Source organism: Marinobacter orientalis, assembly GCF_004792665.1.
GTDB lineage: Bacteria > Pseudomonadota > Gammaproteobacteria > Pseudomonadales > Oleiphilaceae > Marinobacter > Marinobacter orientalis.
In genome coordinates this window covers 185,806-203,776 of sequence record NZ_SRZX01000006.1, presented here as the reverse complement: position 1 = coordinate 203,776, position 17,971 = coordinate 185,806, and the positions used below count along the sequence as shown (strand labels likewise).

Genomic DNA, 17,971 nt, shown 5'->3' with positions numbered 1-17,971 from the left:
CTCTTCAGTACAATGATCCCAACGTTGCTTTTTATAACCATTTGAACAGGAAACCCTGATGATTCTGCTGAAAACCTCCCACGGTGATATCAAACTGGAACTGGATTATGACAATGCCCCGGAGACTGCCAAAAACTTTGAACAGTATGTTCGGGACGGTTTCTACGATGGTCTGATTTTTCACCGTGTGATTCCCAACTTCATGATCCAGGGCGGTGGTTTCGAGCCGGGAATGACCCCGCGCAAAACCGGCAAGCCGATCCGCAACGAAGCCAACAACGGTCTGAGCAACATGCAGGGCACCGTTGCCATGGCCCGCACCATGGACCCGCACTCCGCCACCGCGCAGTTCTTTATTAATGTCGAAAACAACGGCTTTCTCGATCATACCGCCGAGAATGCCGAGGGCTGGGGTTACTGCGTGTTCGGCAAGGTTGTGGAAGGCATGGATACCGTCAACGCCATTCGCTCCGTACGCACCACCATGCGCTCCGGCCACCAGGACGTTCCCGCAGAAGACGTTGTGATTGAAAAAGCAGAGGTTGTAGAGGACGGAGGCACGGCGTGACCACGCTGTTCATCTCGGATCTGCATCTGGAAGAATCCCGCCCGGATATCACCAACGCCTTCCTCGCGTTTCTGGACGAAACGGCCCGGGGTGTAGAGCAGCTCTACATCCTGGGGGATTTTTTCGAGGCCTGGATTGGTGACGACGAAAGGACGCCACTACAGGAACAGATAGCGGAAGCGCTGCGGACAGTGACTGCGTCCGGCACGGAACTGTTCCTGATGCACGGCAACCGGGATTTCCTCATTGGCGAGGATTACTGCAACCGCATTGGCGCCACGCTGCTACTAGAGGACCCGACGGTGATAGACCTGTACGGCACGCCGACGCTGCTGATGCATGGCGACAGCCTGTGCACCGCCGATGTGGAATACCAGAAGTTCCGCGCCAACATGCGCAATCCCCAGTGGCAGCAGATGATTCTCCAGCGGCCACTCGCTGAACGCCAGCAGATGGCCCGTCAGCTGCGGGAAATCAGCATGGCCAAGAACAAGGGCAAGGAAGAGTTCATTATGGATGTCACCCCGGACGAGGTGGTGAGGGAAATGGAGGCGCACGGGGTCCGGCGCCTGATTCATGGCCACACCCATCGCCCGGCGGTTCACCACCTGGAGGTCAGTGGCAAACCGGCAACGCGGATTGTGCTCGGGGACTGGAGCGACAATGCCTGGTGGCTGGAAACCGGGCCCGACCAGGATCCGGTACTGAAAAAGCGACCACTGTGAAGCACCGGCCAGGCCTATGGGCCTGGCCTGCGAGCGGTCGTCAGTGTTGCAGAATCTGTTCCAGAAATTTCCGGGTTCTGGGCTCCTGCGGATTGGTGAAGAATTCGTGGGGCGGTGCCTCTTCCACAATCTCGCCGCCATCCATGAAAATCACCCGGTCTGCCACTGTTTTGGCGAAGCCCATCTCGTGAGTCACACAGATCATGGTCATGCCACTGCCGGCAAGCTCGATCATCACGTCCAGCACTTCCTTGATCATTTCGGGGTCGAGCGCGGATGTGGGCTCATCAAACAGCATGATCTTCGGTTTCATGCACAGTGCCCGGGCAATGGCGACCCGTTGCTGCTGACCGCCGGATAGCTGACCGGGGAACTTGCTGGCCTGTTCCGGGATCCTGACCCGTTCCAGATATTCCATTGCCGTAGCTTCTGCCTCCTTCCGCGGCAGCTTTCTCACCCAGATGGGCGAAAGGCAGCAGTTTTCCAGCACCGTCAGATGCGGAAACAGATTGAAATGCTGGAACACCATGCCAACCTCACGGCGTACTGTGTCGATGTGGCGGATATCGTCTGTGAGCTCGATATTATCGACAATGATCTTGCCCTGCTGATGCTCTTCCAGCCGGTTGATGCAGCGTATAAACGTCGACTTTCCCGATCCTGACGGGCCACAGATAACGATGCGCTCGCCATGGCGGACGTTCAGGTTCAGATTCCGGAGAACATGAAAATCTCCGTACCACTTGTTCATCCCCTCGACCCGAATGATGGCCGCGCTATCGTCTTTCTGGCTTGGAACCGGATTCAGCGAATCCGTTGTCCGGGTTTGTTCTGTCATAGTGATACCCATCAGGTCCTGTGACCGGTGTCTAGTTTGCGTTCAAGGTTCTGGCTGTAACGGGAAATGCCGAAGCAGAAAACCCAGAAACAGAAGGCCACAAACACGTAACCTTCTATTGCAACGTTCTGCCAGGCCGGGTCCGTTATCGTCGACTGTACGGTACCGAGAATGTCGAACAGGCCTATAATCAGCACCAGCGTGGTGTCCTTGAAAAGCGATATGAACGTGTTAACAATGCCGGGAATAACCATCTTGAGGGCCTGGGGCAGAATGATCAGCCCGGTTTTCTTCCAGTAGCCAAGTCCAAGTGCATCCGCCGCTTCATACTGCCCTCTGGGAATCGCCTGCAGCCCACCACGGATGACCTCCGCCATGTAGGCAGACTGCCAGAGCGTGATACCAATCAGCGCCCGCATGAGCTTTTCGAAGTTCATGCCATCCGGCAGAAACAGCGGCAGCATGACCGAGGCCATGAACAGCACTGTTATCAGTGGCACAGCCCGCCAGACTTCAATAAACACCACACAGATGCCGCGGATGATCGGCATCTCCGAACGCCGGCCAAGCGCCAGTACTATACCAATCGGCAGTGAGGCAAGGATCCCGATGTAGGCAAGGATCAGTGTCAGCATCAGGCCGCCCCACTTGCTGCTTTCCACGACTTCCAGCCCAAAGTTGCCGCCAGGAACCAGAAAGTAGCCCACAACCGGAAGGCCGGTCAGGCCGAACAGGCCGAACCACTTGCGACCGGGAAAACGCTCGATGAATTGCGGCACAAAAGAAAGTGCCAGCAGACCGAACATCACATCTACCCGCCACTGCAGATCATCGGGGTAAAACCCGTAGATGAAGAAGTTCAGCCGTTCACTGATAAACAGCCAGCAGGCCCCCGTGCCGGTACAGTCACTCGGCTCGCTGCCAAGAAAAGTGGCGTCAAAAAACAGCCAGCTGAAAACCGGCCCCACGCCGACTACCAAAAGATAGCCGACCACCAGCGTCAGCAGGGTGTTGTACCAGCCTGAGAACAGGTTCTGGCGCACCCAGGTTATGGGGCTGATTGCAATTTTCGGTGGTTTTAACATTGGCTCAGCCATCATCGCTCCTTAATCGCCGCAGCCCTGTTATAGATGTTCATAAACAGGGAAATTGCCAGACTGATGGTGAGATACACCGCCATGGTGATGGCCACCACTTCCACCGCCTGGCCGGTCTGGTTCAGGGTTGTGCCCATGAACACCGCGACCAGGTCGGGATATCCGATTGCTGTCGCCAGTGAGGAATTCTTGGTCAGGTTCAGGTATTGGCTTGTAAGGGGGGGAATAATCACCCGCATTGCCTGGGGAATCACCACCAGACGCAAAGTCAGGCTGTTAGGTATGCCGAGAGCCTTGGCGGCCTCAGTCTGCCCTTTACTGACCGACAGAATGCCGGAACGAACAATCTCGGCAATGAAACTTGCAGTATAAAGAGACAACGCAATCCACAGGGCCGCCAGCTCAGGAATAATCGTGATGCCGCCACCAAAGTTGAACCCTTTCAACGCTGGCAGCTCCCACTCCAGGGGAGTCCCGGTAGCCAGGTAAGCCACCGTGGGCAGAATCACCAGTATCGCGACGCCCACTTTGAACGTGGGAAATATCTGGCCGGTTGCAAGCTGACGTTTCTTTGCCCAGGCACGCAGGCCGACTACCGCCACTATGGCGGCAATGACAGCGCCCCAGACCAGGCCAAAGCCCTCCTGAGGCATTGGCTCCGGAAGATAGAGCCCCCGATTGTTCAGGAAAAAGCTGTCAGCCACCTCTACGCTCTGCCGTGGCGAAGGCAGGCTGCCGAGGACGGCGAAATACCAGAAAAAGATCTGCAGAAGCAGTGGAATGTTGCGGATAACCTCGATGTAAACGAGCGCGAGCTTGGCCACAAGCCAGTTGCTGGATAATCGTGCCACGCCAATAATAAAACCGAGAATGGTGGCTGTTACAATGCCCATTGCCGAAACCAGCAATGTATTCATGAGACCTACGAGAAAGGTCCTGCCATAGGTCATGGTGGCGTCATAAGGCACCAGCGACATGATAATGCCGAAGCCTGCGGTCTCATCCAGAAATCCGAAGCCGGTACTGATGCCCCGGCTTTCCATATTCGTAAGGGTGTTATCGACCAGTGTCCAGCCACCCCAGAACACAAGGGCAATGGCGACAAACTGGAAAAAGATGGAACGTATTCGGGGATCGTACCAGGGCTTCGGCCCTGTCGGTCTTGAATCAACAGTCTGTTTTTTCATGGAGCTTCCCGGAAAGCTGAACCGCGATGAAACAAATCACGAAAACAGCGCGCGGGTGGGAAGCCCACACCACACGCTGTGCGCTTTCAGGTTTTAACGAAGGGGAGGCGCGTAAAGAATACCGCCTTCGTTCCACAACGCGTTCAGCCCGCGATCCAGCCCAAGCGGAGTGTCGGGACCAACGTTACGGTCATACATTTCGCCATAGTTACCAACCTGCTTGACTATCTGGTGACCGAAATCATCGGGCAGTCCCAGTTTGGCGCCCATGTCGCCATCGGTGCCCAGCAGGCGCTGTACGTTCGGATTGTCAGACTTCAGCATATCTTCAACGTTGTCGCTGGTGATGCCCAGCTCCTCTGCGTTGATCTGGGCAAACAGCACCCATTTGACGATGTTGAACCACTGATCGTCGCCCTGGCGGACCACGGGGCCCAGAGGCTCCTTGGAGATGGTGTTCGGCAGGATCTTGGCAGAGCCCGGATCGTTAAGCTTGGAGCGTAGCGCTGCCAGTTGCGAACGGTCAGAGGTCAGCACGTCACAACGGCCAGCAGCAAAGCCCTGGACGGTCTGCTCAGAGGTATCAAACACAATCGGCTGGTATTCCATGCCATTGGCGCGGAAGTAGTCGGACAGGTTCAGCTCAGTGGTGGTGCCCGCCTGAATACAGATCGTGGCGCCGCTCAGTTCAGTCGCATCATCGACACCAAGTTCTTTTTTGATCAGAAAGCCCTGACCATCGTAATAATTGGTGCCGGTGAAGTTCAGGCCCAGAGAGGCATCACGGGTCAAGGTCCAGGTAGTGTTACGGGACAGCATATCGATCTCGCCAGACTGCAGCGCGGTCAGACGCTCCTTTGCGGTCAGCGGAGTAAATTCTACCGCTTGCGCATCGCCAAAGATCGCGGCGGCAACCGCACGGCAGGTATCCACGTCGATACCGGTCCAGTTACCCTTGTCATCCGGCTGGGAAAACCCTGGCAGACCACTGGTCACACCACACTGTAAATGTCCATTTTCCTTGACGCTTTCAAGTGTTGTTGCAGCGGAGGCGGCCGAAGCAGAAAACAGGCCGCACAGCATGGCGGCGCCGACGGCGATCGACTTGGTATTCTTCATTGTGGTTCTCCGAAATTCCGTTGGTTAGAAGAGCAATAGCTTTTAGCAATTAGCGAGCCATGCGCACTAACTCATTGATTTATAGTATTTGTTTTTCCATGAGCATCTATTGATAACGCCAACAGGCCACAATACTGTGCGGTCAATGCCTTTATTCGGGGCACCAGGACCGCCAGCGGGCTCTTGAGCCGGCATTTCAGAACGCTCATCTATAAAAATAGAAGTAGTTCAGCAAATGAACCAGTTTTCAGGGCAGTTTATGTAATTTAACCCAACACTCCTAGCCGGGTTCCCGATAGGTATCGATTCGTGCCAACCAGCCCGGCAGCCATTTTTCCCGCTCTATGGCACGTGGGGCATGTTCTGCACGGCGTGTAAGGGTGGTTTTCGCCGCTGTGCGGAAGTGTTCGAGTACCGAACCATTACTTTCAGGCATCGCAAGGAGTACCTGAAGCAGGCCCCAGCCCTGGCCCTGGTAGGTTTCCTGTGCTGACAGACCCTCGCCCTTGAAGTTGACGTAATCAATGACCGCATAAGCACCGCCGGGTGTTGCGATCAATTGCCGCAAATGATCCCGGAGTGATGCCTGGTCAGACCTCGGGGCTGCGGCCACAACTCTCTCAAGAGCGTTTCGCGCCCGAAGTACAATGAATTCCGCCTGTACCCCGCGAGTGGACCATAAAAACTCCCTGAGCGAGGACACCACTGCCCTGTGCTCTTCGTTGCCCCCTCTTTCGCCATCTGCCTGCATGAAGGCACTGCGATCTGGCCATGGGGCGTCAAACGGTTCCAGCTCATTCAACCACCCGGGAAGCGGAACGGATTGCTCCCGCATAAAACGGATCAGCTCCGGGAAGCTCTCCACAAACTGCCCGTCCACACCAGCGGGATACCAGATAAAATGGCCGATTCCCAGTGAGGGAAAGGCTTCCCCCTTGTTCCAGTGGACTAGGCAGAGTGCCCTGCCGGCACACTCGTTACGGAAAACCTGCTCACCAATCCAGGTCAGCTCGGCGGGCGCAAGCTTGATGCTCAAAGCGGACGCATCACCGGTCTGCCGGCAGCCTGACAGAAGAAACAGAAGTACCAGACTGATTAACAGAGATTCATAATTAACACGCGACATTGCCAGCCTCCAGCCGGTGGGGATACCCTGTTTTACAGGAATGTTGCCACGCACCAAAGCACTGGCAGCCGGGATCCGTGGCAACTATCGGAACACACTATGGCATTTTTCTCAGCGCTCACCACCAGGCGCTTTGCACAAACTGTGCTGTTAACGCTTTGCTGGCTTCTGATTGTCAGGGCAAGCCATATACTGCAGAGTGGGATCTGGCCTGATCCCGTCGGCATGATCGCAAGCGATCTTGCCGGTGCGCTGGTTCTGGCCGTTTTATTGAGTGTAACGGCGGGCGCTTTCCGGGTGCTGCTTGTGGTTCTGCTCGGCTGTGCGGCTTTCGTTGCAGGAATGCATCTGACTGTCCACGGCACGCTTTTCCAGCTGTCCCTTATCGGCAAGGGTGTAGATCCCACGTTTGTGACCGGGAGCCTGCTCAACAGGCACTCTCTGTTGCTGCCGGTCTACCTCGTGCTGGCCTGGCTGCTCCACTGGCTGCATCGCAGACTGGTGGCCGCCCCCGTTACTGGCGGCAAGGGACTGGGGGCATTCGCCACGCTTGTCATAGCGGTGTATGCCGTGTCTTTTCAAAGCCTCACAACGCCCACAAATAACCTGGTTGCAAGCTTTTTCTCGCAGATTCCCAGCGCCCTGGCCGGCCCGTTCACCGCCTCATTACGCCGCGGTGACGACCGGGAAGTGAGCCCGCAGGATATCCGCGATGACACCAATTTCTTTCATCAACAGGTCGCCGCTCCCGATGTTGAGCATCCGCCCAACGTATTGCTGATCATGGTTGAAGGCCTGTCAGCAGGCTATTTCCCCGGCGTGAGTGACTACCACAACCTCAATCCCACGGTGATGCTCAGCAGTCTCGAGGACAACCTCAGCCACCATGGCTTCCGCATTTACAGGAATGCCCTGAGCATGGAACGACAAACAGACCGCGGGACTTTTTCCATCCTTTGTGGCGAGTACCCGGATTTCCACAGGCAATCCAGAAAAATGATTGATATAGCCGAAGACCGGGCCCGGGCAGACTGCATGCCGTCGCGGCTGCTCGAAAAAGGCTATACCACAGCATACTGGCAGGCAGCCCCCCTGGACTACATGCAAAAAGGGGATTTTATGCCGCGGGTCGGGTTCGCGGATGTGACCGGGGCGGAAGTCTTCACCAGCGAAGGTGAGGAGGTGGACGGCTGGGGCCCACCCGATCCGACCTACTTTGACAATATCGGTAAACGGATTCGCAAGCTTGATGCTTCCCCGGCACCATGGATGGTGACTCTGTTGAACGTGGGCACACACCACCCATTCAATACCGGAGAAGAAACGGCGGATGACGATGACTTTGGTACCGGGGACCTTGAAAAGCTTGCGGCAGCCGAGCCACAGCAAGCCCGCCGAAAAGCCATGAAAACCATGGCAGAGTCACTGAATCGTTTGCTCGATGGCCTCGCTTCGGAGGGTATCCTCGATGACACTCTGGTGATTATCACCTCCGACGAGTCCGGTGGTTTTATCAGGCAGGACCCGGAGTCCCTTCCCCTGAACAGTAACGTTGGGGTGCTGGCAGTGAGGCCTCCCAATGGCGATTCGCTGGCCCGCTATGCCCCCAAAACCCAGATCGTCGCCCAGATAGACGTTCCTCCAACGATACTGGACGTTACCGGACTGGGCAGAAAAACCGGCGACATGATTGGCCGAAGCCTGCTTGTCCGGCAGCAAAACAGTGAGCGCGACCTGCTGCTTGCAGACACCTACACCGGGTTGAAATACTTTCTCAGGGAGTCTGGCCAGTTACTGAGCTGCAGTGAGCTGATGACCAACTGCAGCACATGGACGTTCGATCCGGAGCGTCTGTTCGGCACACTGCAACAGACAGATGGCGAGCCGTTTCTGGGCTTTGAGGAACGCATGGCGCTGTTCAACAACGCTGCGCACATGAAACCCATTGAGAACCCATGAAGAGGAAACTTCAAAGCGGGAGATCCTTACCTGAATGAAGATTCTGGCACTGCACGCCCTGGCCTATCTGCATACGCACCGCCGGAGTCTGCTGATTTTTTACCTGTTCTTCACCGGCCTGACCATTGCGGCACTGACCCCGCTGTTTTCCGGCACCCTGGCAGCCCTTCGCCCGGTCACTGGCCAGGCCGCCATCAGTACTGGCGGTCTGGTGCAGTTTGTTACCTCGCCAGGGGGGCTGCTCTGGCTTGCCATTACCGCCACCATTGCCGCGCTGCTGGTCATTCTGCAACAGGCGGGAATGACCTGGATTGCAGCATCAGCGGGGAACCGGGAGTACCGGATTGCACTGTCGGCGCTCTGGATTCTCGCCCGCCGCTTCAGAAAGCTCTCAGCGCTGGCGCTGCTGCAGGTCGCCGGCCACCTTCTGGTCGCGATGCCGTTTCTGGTGACGCTGATCCTCGCGTATCAGTTTTTGCTCTCACCCTACGACGTCTACTACCTGAGGCTTGAGCGCCCACCGGCGGTATGGTGGTTCATGGGAATCTCGGGTATTGCCGCACTCGGTATCGTCGCGTGTAACGGCTGGCTGTATCTTCGATGGATACTCTCGGTTCCACTGGTGTTACTGGATGATCATGGTGCCAGGGAAGCGCTCAGGCTGAGCAACCATTATGTCCACGGGCAACGCCTGCCGGCGACAGGGGCTTTGCTGGCAGGTCTCGCCGGGCTGGTGTTACTTCCGATTCTGGTCACGCTTGTGTTCCAGGGCATTGGCAGCCAGCTACTGCCCAGATTGCCGGAAAGGATGGACCTGCTCATGCCCGTCACCCTGGGCTTTGTCGCACTCTATATTGTTTTCACCATTACCCTGGCGTTTGCAGGCATTGCCGCCTACAGCATGCTGATTTACAGTGTTTACCGCCGCGCGACCGGCCACCATCAGCGCGTGTCCGTAAGGAATCTGCCCCGGCAGGCGGGCGCCATGACGTGGACGGCAGAAATTCTGGTCATCGTTCTGGCAGTTGGCCAGGCCTGGTTCGTACTGCAATCCTTCGAACAACAGGACGAAGTCTCCATAACAGCCCACCGCGGCAGTGCCTTCAAGGCGCCGGAAAACACCCTGAGCGCCATAGAGCAGGCCATTGAGGACGGTTCGGGCTACATAGAAATCGATGTTCGCATGACCGCCGATGGCGTACCCGTGCTGTGGCATGACGCCGATATGAAGCGCGTATTCGGGCTGGATGGCAAAATCTCCGATATTACCCTTCAGGAGGCTCGCGGGCGGGATGCAGGCTCCTGGTTTGCCCCCGGGTTCAGTACCGAACGAATTGCCACACTCGAAGAGGCCATCATCGCCACCAGAGGCAAGGCAAGGCTTTATGTCGATATAAAACCTGATCCGGATACCCCCGAACTGACGCGGAAAGTGGTCCGCCTGCTACAGAACATGAACGCCGTCGAAGGCACTGTGATCGCTGCGGCAGAATGGTATGTGCTGGCGGAAGCCCGCAGCCTGGAGCCGGCGCTGAAAACCACTCTTCTGGCGCAATTCATCGTCGGCCCGCTTTGGGAAGGAAGCTTTGACAATCTGGGTCTGCGACAGAACAGAGTCACCCCCGCTGCTGTCGCGCAAACCCACCAATCCGGCAATGAACTTCACGTGTGGACCGTCAACAACCCCGTTGCCATGTCGCGCTTTATAGACATGGGGGTGGATAACATCATCACTGACAGGCCCGATGTTCTGGCGGACCTGCTTGAGCATCGGCGCGGACTTTCCGATGCCGAAGTGCTGGTCGTCAAGCTGCGCAACTGGCTTCGCTAAAGAATAACCGGACCAGCGCAGCAAAACTGCTATACAGTGACAGAAAAGAATGAAAACTGTCTAATCCTGCATGTGACTTCAACACCCGACGCAAGGAGAGCCACGTCATGAAACGCCAAAGGCCAGGCTCCCACTGTGGCTTCCGGTCACTCTGTCTGATTTGGACGGCTATCCTGTGCTATGCCGCCATTCCGGCCCACGGCCAGCCAGATAACCAGGGAAGTGGTAACGAGACCAGCGAAGAAGGTGTCGAGACGGCCACCGAAGAGAAAAAAGAAGAACCCGAAGAAGCAAGGCCTGCTGTCCAGCCCGAACTGGAAGCGGGTACCGATGGCCCGCCCCAGATTGATCTTCCCGACACCGGGACGGCAGATATCCGCCAACAGATTCAGGCGCTGAGAACCTCTCTGGACCAGCGGCTGATTGCGCTTGAATCCACACGCAAGCGGCTCAGCTACGCGGAATCGCTTCTCAATCGACTTGAGGACGAATACAACAGCTTCGAGCTTCGCCTGGAAAAAGCCGGCCTCAACCTGACCGGCAGCTACGCGAATCTACTTCAGCAGCGGCTTGAGCGGCTGCAGCGGCAAGGCATTGCGAAGGATCTGATTGGTGATATTGAAAGCCAGTTATCGACAGCACGCGAGGAACAGCTTCGGCTGGAAGAATTCGAGGCGGTCATCGACCCCGGTGATGATGCCCGCGAACAGCTAAGAAGTCAGCGGGCCAGCCTTATCCGCCAGCTGCACAAGGCCGTCACTGAACACATTCAGGCTCTGAACGACTATTACAACACGGTATCGGCCCTGGAGGAGCAAGTAAAGGCATACCAGACTCTGCTGCAGCAGCGCCTTTTCTGGCTGCCCAGCGCCCCGGTTGTAGGCGCGGACACGCTCAAAGAGCTTATCAGCGCTGCTGCCTGGTTCGCCGGGCAATCGCGTCTTGAGCCGCTCAGCGATGCCATTGGCAAGTCGGTTCAGGAGCGTGGCGGCAGCATAGCCTTTCTGATCATTCTTCTGGCGCTGCTACTGATCAGGCGACGAGCCATCAAACGTAACCTGAATACCAACAGCCGGTACGTTGGCAACGTTGGCCATGATCGCATTGATTTTACTCTGTATGCGCTCGCCAACAGTCTGTTGCTGGCGCTGCCCGGCGTACTGGTGCTTGCGGTCGGAGCGCTTTTGCTGATGGAAGGCAACGAATTTTTTTCCGCCCTTTCCAGCGGCCTGGCCACCGCAGCACTTGTCACCCTCCTGCTGGCGTTTATTCAGAACGTTGCCCGCCAGGGTGGGTTGGGAGACGCCCATTTCAACTGGCGTATCGACTCGCTGCGCGCCCTTCGCCGGGAACTTCCGTTTCTTCTGGCGGTAATCATCCCGATCACGGTTATCATGCCCACCACCGCAACACCCGGGGGTTCCGAATTTGAGGACAGTCTGGGGCGCTTGCTGTTTACCGCCGTCTCTATCGCGCTTTCAACATTCGCGCATCGCATCATGAGCGCAGTCCGGGCCGACCGGCCACAGAGCAGACGCCTGTTAGCCCTGCATATGCTGGCGGTCGCCTCGCCCCTGGTACTGGTGGTGGCTTCACTTCTCGGATATCACTACACCGCGCTGGAACTGGAACGAAACCTGTTCATCAGCATCTGCTGGATCGCCTTCAACGCCATGCTGTTCTACATCGGCCTGCGGGCACTTTCGGTCAGGGAACGTCGCCTGACTCTCCAGCGGCTGAGGGAACACCGCGAGGCGGAACGCAAGCTGGCTGAAACCAGGGAAGCGGCAGAATCATCCGGTGAAGCGGTGCCGCTGACGCTGGAGATGCCGGAGATGGATCTCAAGGATATCAACCAGCAGAGTAACGCGCTGTTGCGCATCCTGGTTTCGGTGCTTGTCATTACCGGCCTCTGGCTACTCTGGGCGAGCCTGATTCCGGCCCTGCAGCTGTTCGACAATATCACGCTCTGGACCATCTCCACTGACCTTGAAAGCGGCGACCCCCTGCCCATTACGCTTGGTGACCTGCTGCTGGCACTGTTCGTCGGCGTTGGCACAGTGCTCGCTGTCAAAAACCTGCCCGGCACCCTGGAAGTCATGGTACTCAGCCGGATGAAGCTTGAGCCCGGAACCGGCTACGCCATTACCACCCTCACCACCTATACCCTGGTGTTGGTCGGCGTGGTGTTTTTCCTCGGAGTGATCGGGGTGCAGTGGTCCAAGCTGCAGTGGCTGGTGGCGGCACTCGGGGTAGGCCTGGGCTTTGGCCTTCAGGAAATTGTCGCCAACTTTGTGTCCGGCATCATCCTGCTGTTCGAACGCCCTATCCGCGTCGGAGACACGGTCACCATCGCGGGTATCACGGGTACGGTCTCACGTATCCGCATTCGTGCAACCACTCTGGTTGACTGGGACCGCAAGGAGCAGATCATTCCCAACAAGACCTTTGTGACCCAGGACCTGACCAACTGGACACTTTCCGACTCGATCACGCGCGTCATACTGCAAGTCGGCATTGCCTACGGCTCCGATGTCGATCAGGTGCAGGAACTGCTCACGGAAGTGGCTCAGAATAACGAGCGGGTGGTGGATGATCCGGCGCCGGCAGTATTCTGCGTCGGCCTCGGTGACAGCAGTATTGATTTCGAGCTGCGGGTGTTTGTAAAAGATCCCCTGGACATTATGCCCCTGTCCCACGAAATCCACGCTGCCATTACTCGCGCGCTGCATGAAGCAGGCATCCAGATCCCCTTCCCTCAGCGCGATGTGCACGTGCGGACGATCGCGGGCACATGAATGTTGAGGTGGCTAAAGCTGTCCCGGATAATCCGGCCTGCGCCCGGAGAGCCTGTAAAGAACTGCAAGAAGTCCCCTGAGCAAGGTAATTGTGGGCCATAACAGCCAACTGAGAAGGTACAGCGCGGGGACAAGAATGATCAACCAGCCTGTGATCTGTAGGGCCAGGGGGGGTACACCCAGCATATCGGCCACCCCGGCAAAGAAATCATTGATCAGGCCGGGATGGTTGATCACCAGGTACCCTGCCCCCAGAATGGCCGGCCATTTCGCATATCGGGCACTGCTGAGAGCCAGTCGCCCGCCACCGGTAATGCGGGCGGCCAGTGCTGCTGAACGGGTTGACAGTCCGGTTCCCTGAGTGGCCTTTGCGGCCGAGCGGCCTGCACGAAGCACCTTGACGGCGCTTGCAAATACCAGCACGTCCACTGAGGCCCAGCCAATATCGCTGGCGGAAATATCCTCACCGGTGCGGTAATTCGTCTCCAGCTGCCGCACACCGCTGGTGAAAAACTGGCCAATGCCCTCAGTGACTCTTTCGGTCTGAACCCATTGGGTCCGACCACTTTCGTCGACGACAAACTGCCCGAGAAAATCGTGCCCTTCGTTGCGTATAAAGTTCACCGCATACCAACCACGCTCCTCTGGCGACAGAGGCCGGACCTCTTCCTGCTGCTCCGGCTCTCCGCCTCCGAGTTCTGCAAGGTAATCTTTTGCGCGCTGGTACTGGCGGGCAGCACTGTTCATCCATTCAATCGAGCGGACAGGATTATGAATGAAATAGTGAACGGGCGGTAAGGCGTTCTCGCCGTAGGTGAGCAATACCTCACGAAACTCTGGTTCGGCGGCATAAAGGGGAAGAATTGTGCGGGCCATTTCAGGGTATGCCAGCAGAGCGGCCCGGGCTTTAAGAAGTACCAGCGGGTCGTCGCCCAGATCCAGAATGGCGGCCTGAACCTCCACAGGCTCCTCCGCAATGTTGTCAAAACCGGGCAGTGCCTCCGCGGCCCGGATCGAAATGAGCTTTTGCTCAATCGGCACCGGCCGGGTCGCATTGCTGGCGAAAGCCGCAACCAGCAACGCTACCCCCAGAATCACCATGGCTTTTTTCAAACGCCCACCTCTGGCTGCTGCTGGTGGAGCCGTTAGCCTACTGCTCCACAAACGCCCTCTCGATCACATAGTGCCCGAGGTTACCATGACGCGCTTCCTTGAAACCCATATTGTTGAGAATGGCGCAGGTGTCTTTCAGCATACTGGGGCTGCCACATACCATGAAGCGGTCGTTCTCGAGATCAAACTCGGGCATGTCCAGGTCCCGGGTGAGCTTGCCGTTTTCCATGGCATCGGTCAGGCGCCCGGTGTTGCGGAAATCTTCCCGGGTGACCGTGGGGTAATAGAGCAGCTTGCCTTCCACCATTTCACCAAAGAACTCGTTGTCAGGAAGCGCTTCAATTTCCTCCTGGTAAGCAAGTTCGGACTTGTAGCGAACGCCGTGGGTGACAATTACCTTGTCGAAGGCCTCGTAGACTTCCGGGTCCTTGATGATACTGATGAACGGAGCCAGGCCGGTGCCGGTACTGATCAGCCAGAGGTTCCTGCCCGGCAGCAGGTTGTCCATAATCAGGGTTCCGGTCGGCTTGCGGCTGACCATGATCTCGTCACCCACCTCGATTTTCTGGAGCCGCGACGTCAGCGGGCCATCCTGTACCTTGATGGAGAAGAATTCCAGTTCCTCTTCATAGTTGGCGCTGGCAATACTGTAGGCGCGCATCAGCGGCTTGCCGTCGGTTTCCAGGCCAATCATGGTGAAGTGGCCGTTCTTGAACCGGAATCCGGGGTCACGGGTGGTCGTGAAACTGAAGAGAGTGTCGTTCCAGTGACGAACACTTGTTACCCGCTCTTTGTTCAGGTTGCTCATTTACACCTCTGCCGGTTCTTACGCGTTTTACGGCGAATGTTTCAATTTTGTATGCTTTCAATTCTAACGCGGCATAATCTATCGGTAAAATGGGATATTCTCATAACCTTATTCGGGAAATCCGATTTAAGCTCTCTCCTGCAACAAAATGCCTGCCCTTGAACTATGCTAACAGATAACTGTTTACAGGAAGACAGCCAGCAGGCTACGTGAAGCCTGAGCGCAATTAATCGGTATAAGGAGGCACCGGATGCTGAATCATCTGATTCTGACCGTCGATTACACCAAAGACTGGGAGCGCGCCATGGAGCGCCTGCCATCAATGATCAAACTGCTTGGCACCCGAAAGCTGACCTTGGTGCATGTCATCGAAACCCACAAACGCCTGCACACGGAAGATGACGAACGGGTGGTGAAGGAAAATCTCGAGGATCTGGGTAAAAAGCTGGCCGGTGATCTGGATGTTTCCACCGATTACAGGATTGGCAAGGGATTTGTGGCCAGCCAGGTAATCACGATCGCCAAAACCATTGATGCCGATGGCATTATCGTGTGCAATCGCAGCCATTCTGCTACCCGGGAACTGTTCTTCGGCAATATCGCCCTCAACCTGGCAAGGATGACCCGACTGCCCCTGCTGGTCATCCCCATAGACGGCATACCGCCTGCTGTGGAAGAAGAGATCCTTTACGCGACGGACGGGTCCGCATCTTCACTCAATGCACAGACGTGCTTTGAAAAACTGATTACCGAGGGACACGATGGCCGCGTGCTGTGGGCAAAGCCAGACGACGCCGGTGCCGAAAGCCAGGAAATCGAGGAGCGGATAGATTCGCTGGCAAACAAACACGCCAACGTGCACAGGCATATTGTAACCAGTCGGGCGGTGCCGGCGATACTGAAGGCTATCGAGGAGGACAGACCGGCACTCGCCGTGCTCGGGAAACGCGGCGCCACGCCAATCGAAGACCTGCCGCTTGGCAGCACCACGGAAAAAGTTGCAGGTGCAAGCTCACAGCCGGTACTTATCATACCCTGAGCCGAAACGGACCCAGTAACGGTCCTTGTTGAATAAACACTGGCAGGAAGCTAACGTACCGATTTAATCGAACACATTCATGAATTCATTCGAGCCGATCGATTATGAGGTATAGCTTCCGCCAGCTGGAGGTCTTCCTTGCAGCAGCGCACTATCAGAACATTACCCGCGCCGCTGAATCCCTGGCCATGTCCCAGTCTGCAGCGAGCAGTGCCCTGAAAGAGCTGGAAAACCAGTTCGACATTCAACTTTTTGACCGTGTTGGCAAACGTCTCCAGCTGAACGAGCTGGGGCGTCTGTATCGCCCGAAAGTAGAGGCCCTGCTGGCCCGGTCAGGTGAGCTTGAGCAGGCGTTCAGCAAACATACCGAGGTTGGAGCCCTCAAGGTTGGCGCCACACTCACCATTGGCAACTACCTGGCCGTGGGCGTTATGGCCAAATACATGAACACCCCGACGCATCCCAAAGTATCTCTTGAAGTCGCCAACACCCGCACCATTGCCAAACGGGTCAGTGATTTCGAGCTGGACATCGGGCTGATCGAGGGAGAGTTGCAGTCCTCCGAACTGGAGGTTATTCCCTGGAGAAGCGATGAGCTGGTGGTATTCTGTTCTCCCCATCATCCTCTTGCCAGCAAGGGGAGGCTTTCAGATGCTGACCTGCGATCCGCCACCTGGGTCATGAGAGAACAGGGTTCCGGCACCCGTCAGACCTTTGAACGGGGCATGCACGGCCTGCTGCCGGACCTGGATATTCTGCTGGAGCTGGAGCACACGGAAGCCATCAAACGGGCGGTAGAAGCCAACCTCGGCATTGGCTGCCTGTCCAGGGTGTGTCTTGCGGATGCATTCCGGCGGGGTAGCCTGGTACCGCTGGAGGCTCCTTCAGAACGGAAATTCGACCGGACTTTCTACTTCATCCTTCACCGGCAGAAATACCGGAGTGCCGGCATTGATCGCTGGATGGAGCTTTGCGAACAGCTCCAGGAGCCACCGATGCCGGATCCCTGATCATCAGACCGGCCCGCTGTGAAAGCGGAACTCGGTGTCCGGCGACTCGATCAACTGCTTTTCAATTTCCAGAAAATCCGTTACACGATCGTCCACCGGGCCACCGGCGGCCTGCGCCGCCAGAACCAGATAGTCCCGGTAGTGACGTGCCTCCGATTTCAGAAGCCCGTTGTAGAAATCCGCCAGTCTGCCATCAAGGTGCGGCGCGAGCGCGGCAAAGCGCTCACAGGAGCGGGCCTCAATAATGGCTCCGACGATCAGAACATCCACCAGTCGGCCCGGGTCCTGCGCCCTCACCTCCTTGCGAAGGCCAGCGGCATAACGTGCCGGAGTGAGGTGATCATAGCGCACGCCCCGCTTCTTCATAATGGCCAGCACCTGTTCGAAATGGCGCAGTTCCTCACGGGCCAGACGGGACATCCTGTTGAGCAGGTCAGTGTTGTCCACGTAGCGATACATCAGGCTCAGTGCCGTGGAGGCTGCCTTTTTTTCGCAATGGGCGTGGTCGATCAGCATCAGGTCCTGGTTGGCCAGGGCGTTGTCGATCCATCTTGGTGGAGTCCGGCACGGCAGAAAATCGTGAATCTCTTCCAGGGCGTTGTTCATGGCGTCATTACAGTGGTGATTTGCGGGCGCAGAGTATAGCGCAATCAACAGATCTCTCCGACCTCTGTCCAACTTAACTTTATAAGGGCTTTCCTATAGAATGCAGCGCCAACTTAACGCCTTTTCGCCATAAAACTCCCGCCGGGC

Annotated in this window: 15 protein-coding genes; 7 read left to right on the top strand and 8 right to left on the bottom strand. The window is 56.8% G+C overall.

All coding sequences use genetic code 11. The features are described from left to right. Positions 1 to 58: 58 nt before the first annotated feature. Together DIT72_RS15705 and lpxH are read left to right on the top strand one after the other, a co-directional pair. Positions 59 to 568, top strand: coding sequence for a peptidylprolyl isomerase (locus tag DIT72_RS15705; protein WP_135956191.1), 510 nt, complete (start codon positions 59 to 61; stop codon positions 566 to 568). Then, positions 565 to 1,293 (top strand): UDP-2,3-diacylglucosamine diphosphatase, encoded by a 729-nt coding sequence (lpxH, locus tag DIT72_RS15700; RefSeq protein WP_135956190.1) that lies wholly within the window; start codon positions 565 to 567, stop codon positions 1,291 to 1,293. The genes DIT72_RS15705 and lpxH overlap by 4 nt, the downstream gene beginning before the upstream one ends. 40 nt (positions 1,294 to 1,333) lie before the next feature. Here lpxH and DIT72_RS15695 read toward each other — a convergent pair whose 3' ends face one another. The 5 genes from DIT72_RS15695 to DIT72_RS15675 all read right to left on the bottom strand — a co-directional run bounded on the left by DIT72_RS15695 (position 1,334) and on the right by DIT72_RS15675 (position 6,660). Further along, on the bottom strand, positions 1,334 to 2,044 hold the full coding sequence (locus DIT72_RS15695) for an amino acid ABC transporter ATP-binding protein (RefSeq protein ID WP_211578831.1): 711 nt from the start codon (positions 2,042 to 2,044) through the stop codon (positions 1,334 to 1,336). Positions 2,045 to 2,142: 98 nt separating this feature from the next. After that, the gene (locus DIT72_RS15690; protein WP_135956189.1) at positions 2,143 to 3,228 is read right to left on the bottom strand and encodes an amino acid ABC transporter permease; all 1,086 of its coding nucleotides are present in this window, start codon (positions 3,226 to 3,228) and stop codon (positions 2,143 to 2,145) included. Further along, on the bottom strand, positions 3,228 to 4,415 hold the full coding sequence (locus tag DIT72_RS15685) for an amino acid ABC transporter permease (RefSeq protein ID WP_135956188.1): 1,188 nt from the start codon (positions 4,413 to 4,415) through the stop codon (positions 3,228 to 3,230). The genes DIT72_RS15690 and DIT72_RS15685 overlap by 1 nt, the downstream gene beginning before the upstream one ends. 93 nt (positions 4,416 to 4,508) lie before the next feature. Further along, positions 4,509 to 5,534, bottom strand: coding sequence for an amino acid ABC transporter substrate-binding protein (locus DIT72_RS15680; RefSeq protein ID WP_135956187.1), 1,026 nt, complete (start codon positions 5,532 to 5,534; stop codon positions 4,509 to 4,511). A 280-nt stretch (positions 5,535 to 5,814) separates the two neighbouring features. Then, positions 5,815 to 6,660 carry a hypothetical protein gene (locus tag DIT72_RS15675; RefSeq protein WP_135956186.1) on the bottom strand — a complete coding sequence of 282 codons (846 nt, stop codon included), beginning with the start codon at positions 6,658 to 6,660 and terminating at the stop codon, positions 5,815 to 5,817. A gap of 99 nt (positions 6,661 to 6,759) precedes the next feature. Between DIT72_RS15675 and DIT72_RS15670 the strand changes: the two genes are divergently transcribed. The 3 genes from DIT72_RS15670 (at position 6,760) to DIT72_RS15660 (ending at position 13,248) form a co-directional block, all read left to right on the top strand. Beyond that, on the top strand, positions 6,760 to 8,619 hold the full coding sequence (locus DIT72_RS15670) for an LTA synthase family protein (protein ID WP_135956185.1): 1,860 nt from the start codon (positions 6,760 to 6,762) through the stop codon (positions 8,617 to 8,619). Between the two features lie 34 nt (positions 8,620 to 8,653). Next, a complete protein-coding gene (locus DIT72_RS15665) occupies positions 8,654 to 10,450 on the top strand; it encodes a glycerophosphodiester phosphodiesterase family protein (protein WP_135956184.1) in 1,797 nt (598 codons plus the stop codon). Between the two features lie 107 nt (positions 10,451 to 10,557). Continuing rightward, entirely contained in the window at positions 10,558 to 13,248 is a 2,691-nt protein-coding gene (locus tag DIT72_RS15660) for a mechanosensitive ion channel domain-containing protein (protein ID WP_135956183.1), read from the top strand. Between the two features lie 12 nt (positions 13,249 to 13,260). Here the strand turns inward: DIT72_RS15660 and DIT72_RS15655 are convergent, their stop codons facing one another. Continuing rightward, a complete protein-coding gene (locus DIT72_RS15655; protein WP_228260840.1) occupies positions 13,261 to 14,361 on the bottom strand; it encodes a hypothetical protein in 1,101 nt (366 codons plus the stop codon). A 37-nt stretch (positions 14,362 to 14,398) separates the two neighbouring features. Beyond that, a complete protein-coding gene (locus DIT72_RS15650) occupies positions 14,399 to 15,169 on the bottom strand; it encodes a ferredoxin--NADP reductase (RefSeq protein ID WP_135956182.1) in 771 nt (256 codons plus the stop codon). A 250-nt stretch (positions 15,170 to 15,419) separates the two neighbouring features. On the opposite strand from DIT72_RS15650, the gene DIT72_RS15645 reads away from it, so the two are divergent. Both DIT72_RS15645 and DIT72_RS15640 read left to right on the top strand, forming a co-directional pair. Continuing rightward, the gene (locus tag DIT72_RS15645) at positions 15,420 to 16,208 is read left to right on the top strand and encodes a universal stress protein (RefSeq protein ID WP_135956181.1); all 789 of its coding nucleotides are present in this window, start codon (positions 15,420 to 15,422) and stop codon (positions 16,206 to 16,208) included. Positions 16,209 to 16,312: 104 nt separating this feature from the next. Continuing rightward, on the top strand, positions 16,313 to 17,218 hold the full coding sequence (locus tag DIT72_RS15640) for a LysR family transcriptional regulator (protein ID WP_135956180.1): 906 nt from the start codon (positions 16,313 to 16,315) through the stop codon (positions 17,216 to 17,218). A gap of 3 nt (positions 17,219 to 17,221) precedes the next feature. Here DIT72_RS15640 and miaE read toward each other — a convergent pair whose 3' ends face one another. Then, on the bottom strand, positions 17,222 to 17,824 hold the full coding sequence (miaE, locus tag DIT72_RS15635) for a tRNA-(ms[2]io[6]A)-hydroxylase (protein ID WP_135956209.1): 603 nt from the start codon (positions 17,822 to 17,824) through the stop codon (positions 17,222 to 17,224). Positions 17,825 to 17,971: the final 147 nt, after the last annotated feature.

What these genes read in the sequence shown, in the direction of transcription:
- DIT72_RS15675 (WP_135956186.1), bottom strand. Translation starts at nt 6,660, where the DNA reads ATGTCGCGTGTTAATTATGAATCTCTGTTAATCAGTCTGGTACTTCTG.
- DIT72_RS15650 (WP_135956182.1), bottom strand. Translation starts at nt 15,169, where the DNA reads ATGAGCAACCTGAACAAAGAGCGGGTAACAAGTGTTCGTCACTGGAAC.
- DIT72_RS15695 (WP_211578831.1), bottom strand. Translation starts at nt 2,044, where the DNA reads ATGAACAAGTGGTACGGAGATTTTCATGTTCTCCGGAATCTGAACCTG.
- DIT72_RS15685 (WP_135956188.1), bottom strand. Translation starts at nt 4,415, where the DNA reads ATGAAAAAACAGACTGTTGATTCAAGACCGACAGGGCCGAAGCCCTGG.
- miaE (WP_135956209.1), bottom strand. Translation starts at nt 17,824, where the DNA reads ATGAACAACGCCCTGGAAGAGATTCACGATTTTCTGCCGTGCCGGACT.
- DIT72_RS15690 (WP_135956189.1), bottom strand. Translation starts at nt 3,228, where the DNA reads ATGGCTGAGCCAATGTTAAAACCACCGAAAATTGCAATCAGCCCCATA.
- DIT72_RS15705 (WP_135956191.1), top strand. Translation starts at nt 59, where the DNA reads ATGATTCTGCTGAAAACCTCCCACGGTGATATCAAACTGGAACTGGAT.
- DIT72_RS15640 (WP_135956180.1), top strand. Translation starts at nt 16,313, where the DNA reads ATGAGGTATAGCTTCCGCCAGCTGGAGGTCTTCCTTGCAGCAGCGCAC.
- DIT72_RS15645 (WP_135956181.1), top strand. Translation starts at nt 15,420, where the DNA reads ATGCTGAATCATCTGATTCTGACCGTCGATTACACCAAAGACTGGGAG.
- DIT72_RS15660 (WP_135956183.1), top strand. Translation starts at nt 10,558, where the DNA reads ATGAAACGCCAAAGGCCAGGCTCCCACTGTGGCTTCCGGTCACTCTGT.
- DIT72_RS15680 (WP_135956187.1), bottom strand. Translation starts at nt 5,534, where the DNA reads ATGAAGAATACCAAGTCGATCGCCGTCGGCGCCGCCATGCTGTGCGGC.
- DIT72_RS15665 (WP_135956184.1), top strand. Translation starts at nt 8,654, where the DNA reads ATGAAGATTCTGGCACTGCACGCCCTGGCCTATCTGCATACGCACCGC.
- DIT72_RS15670 (WP_135956185.1), top strand. Translation starts at nt 6,760, where the DNA reads ATGGCATTTTTCTCAGCGCTCACCACCAGGCGCTTTGCACAAACTGTG.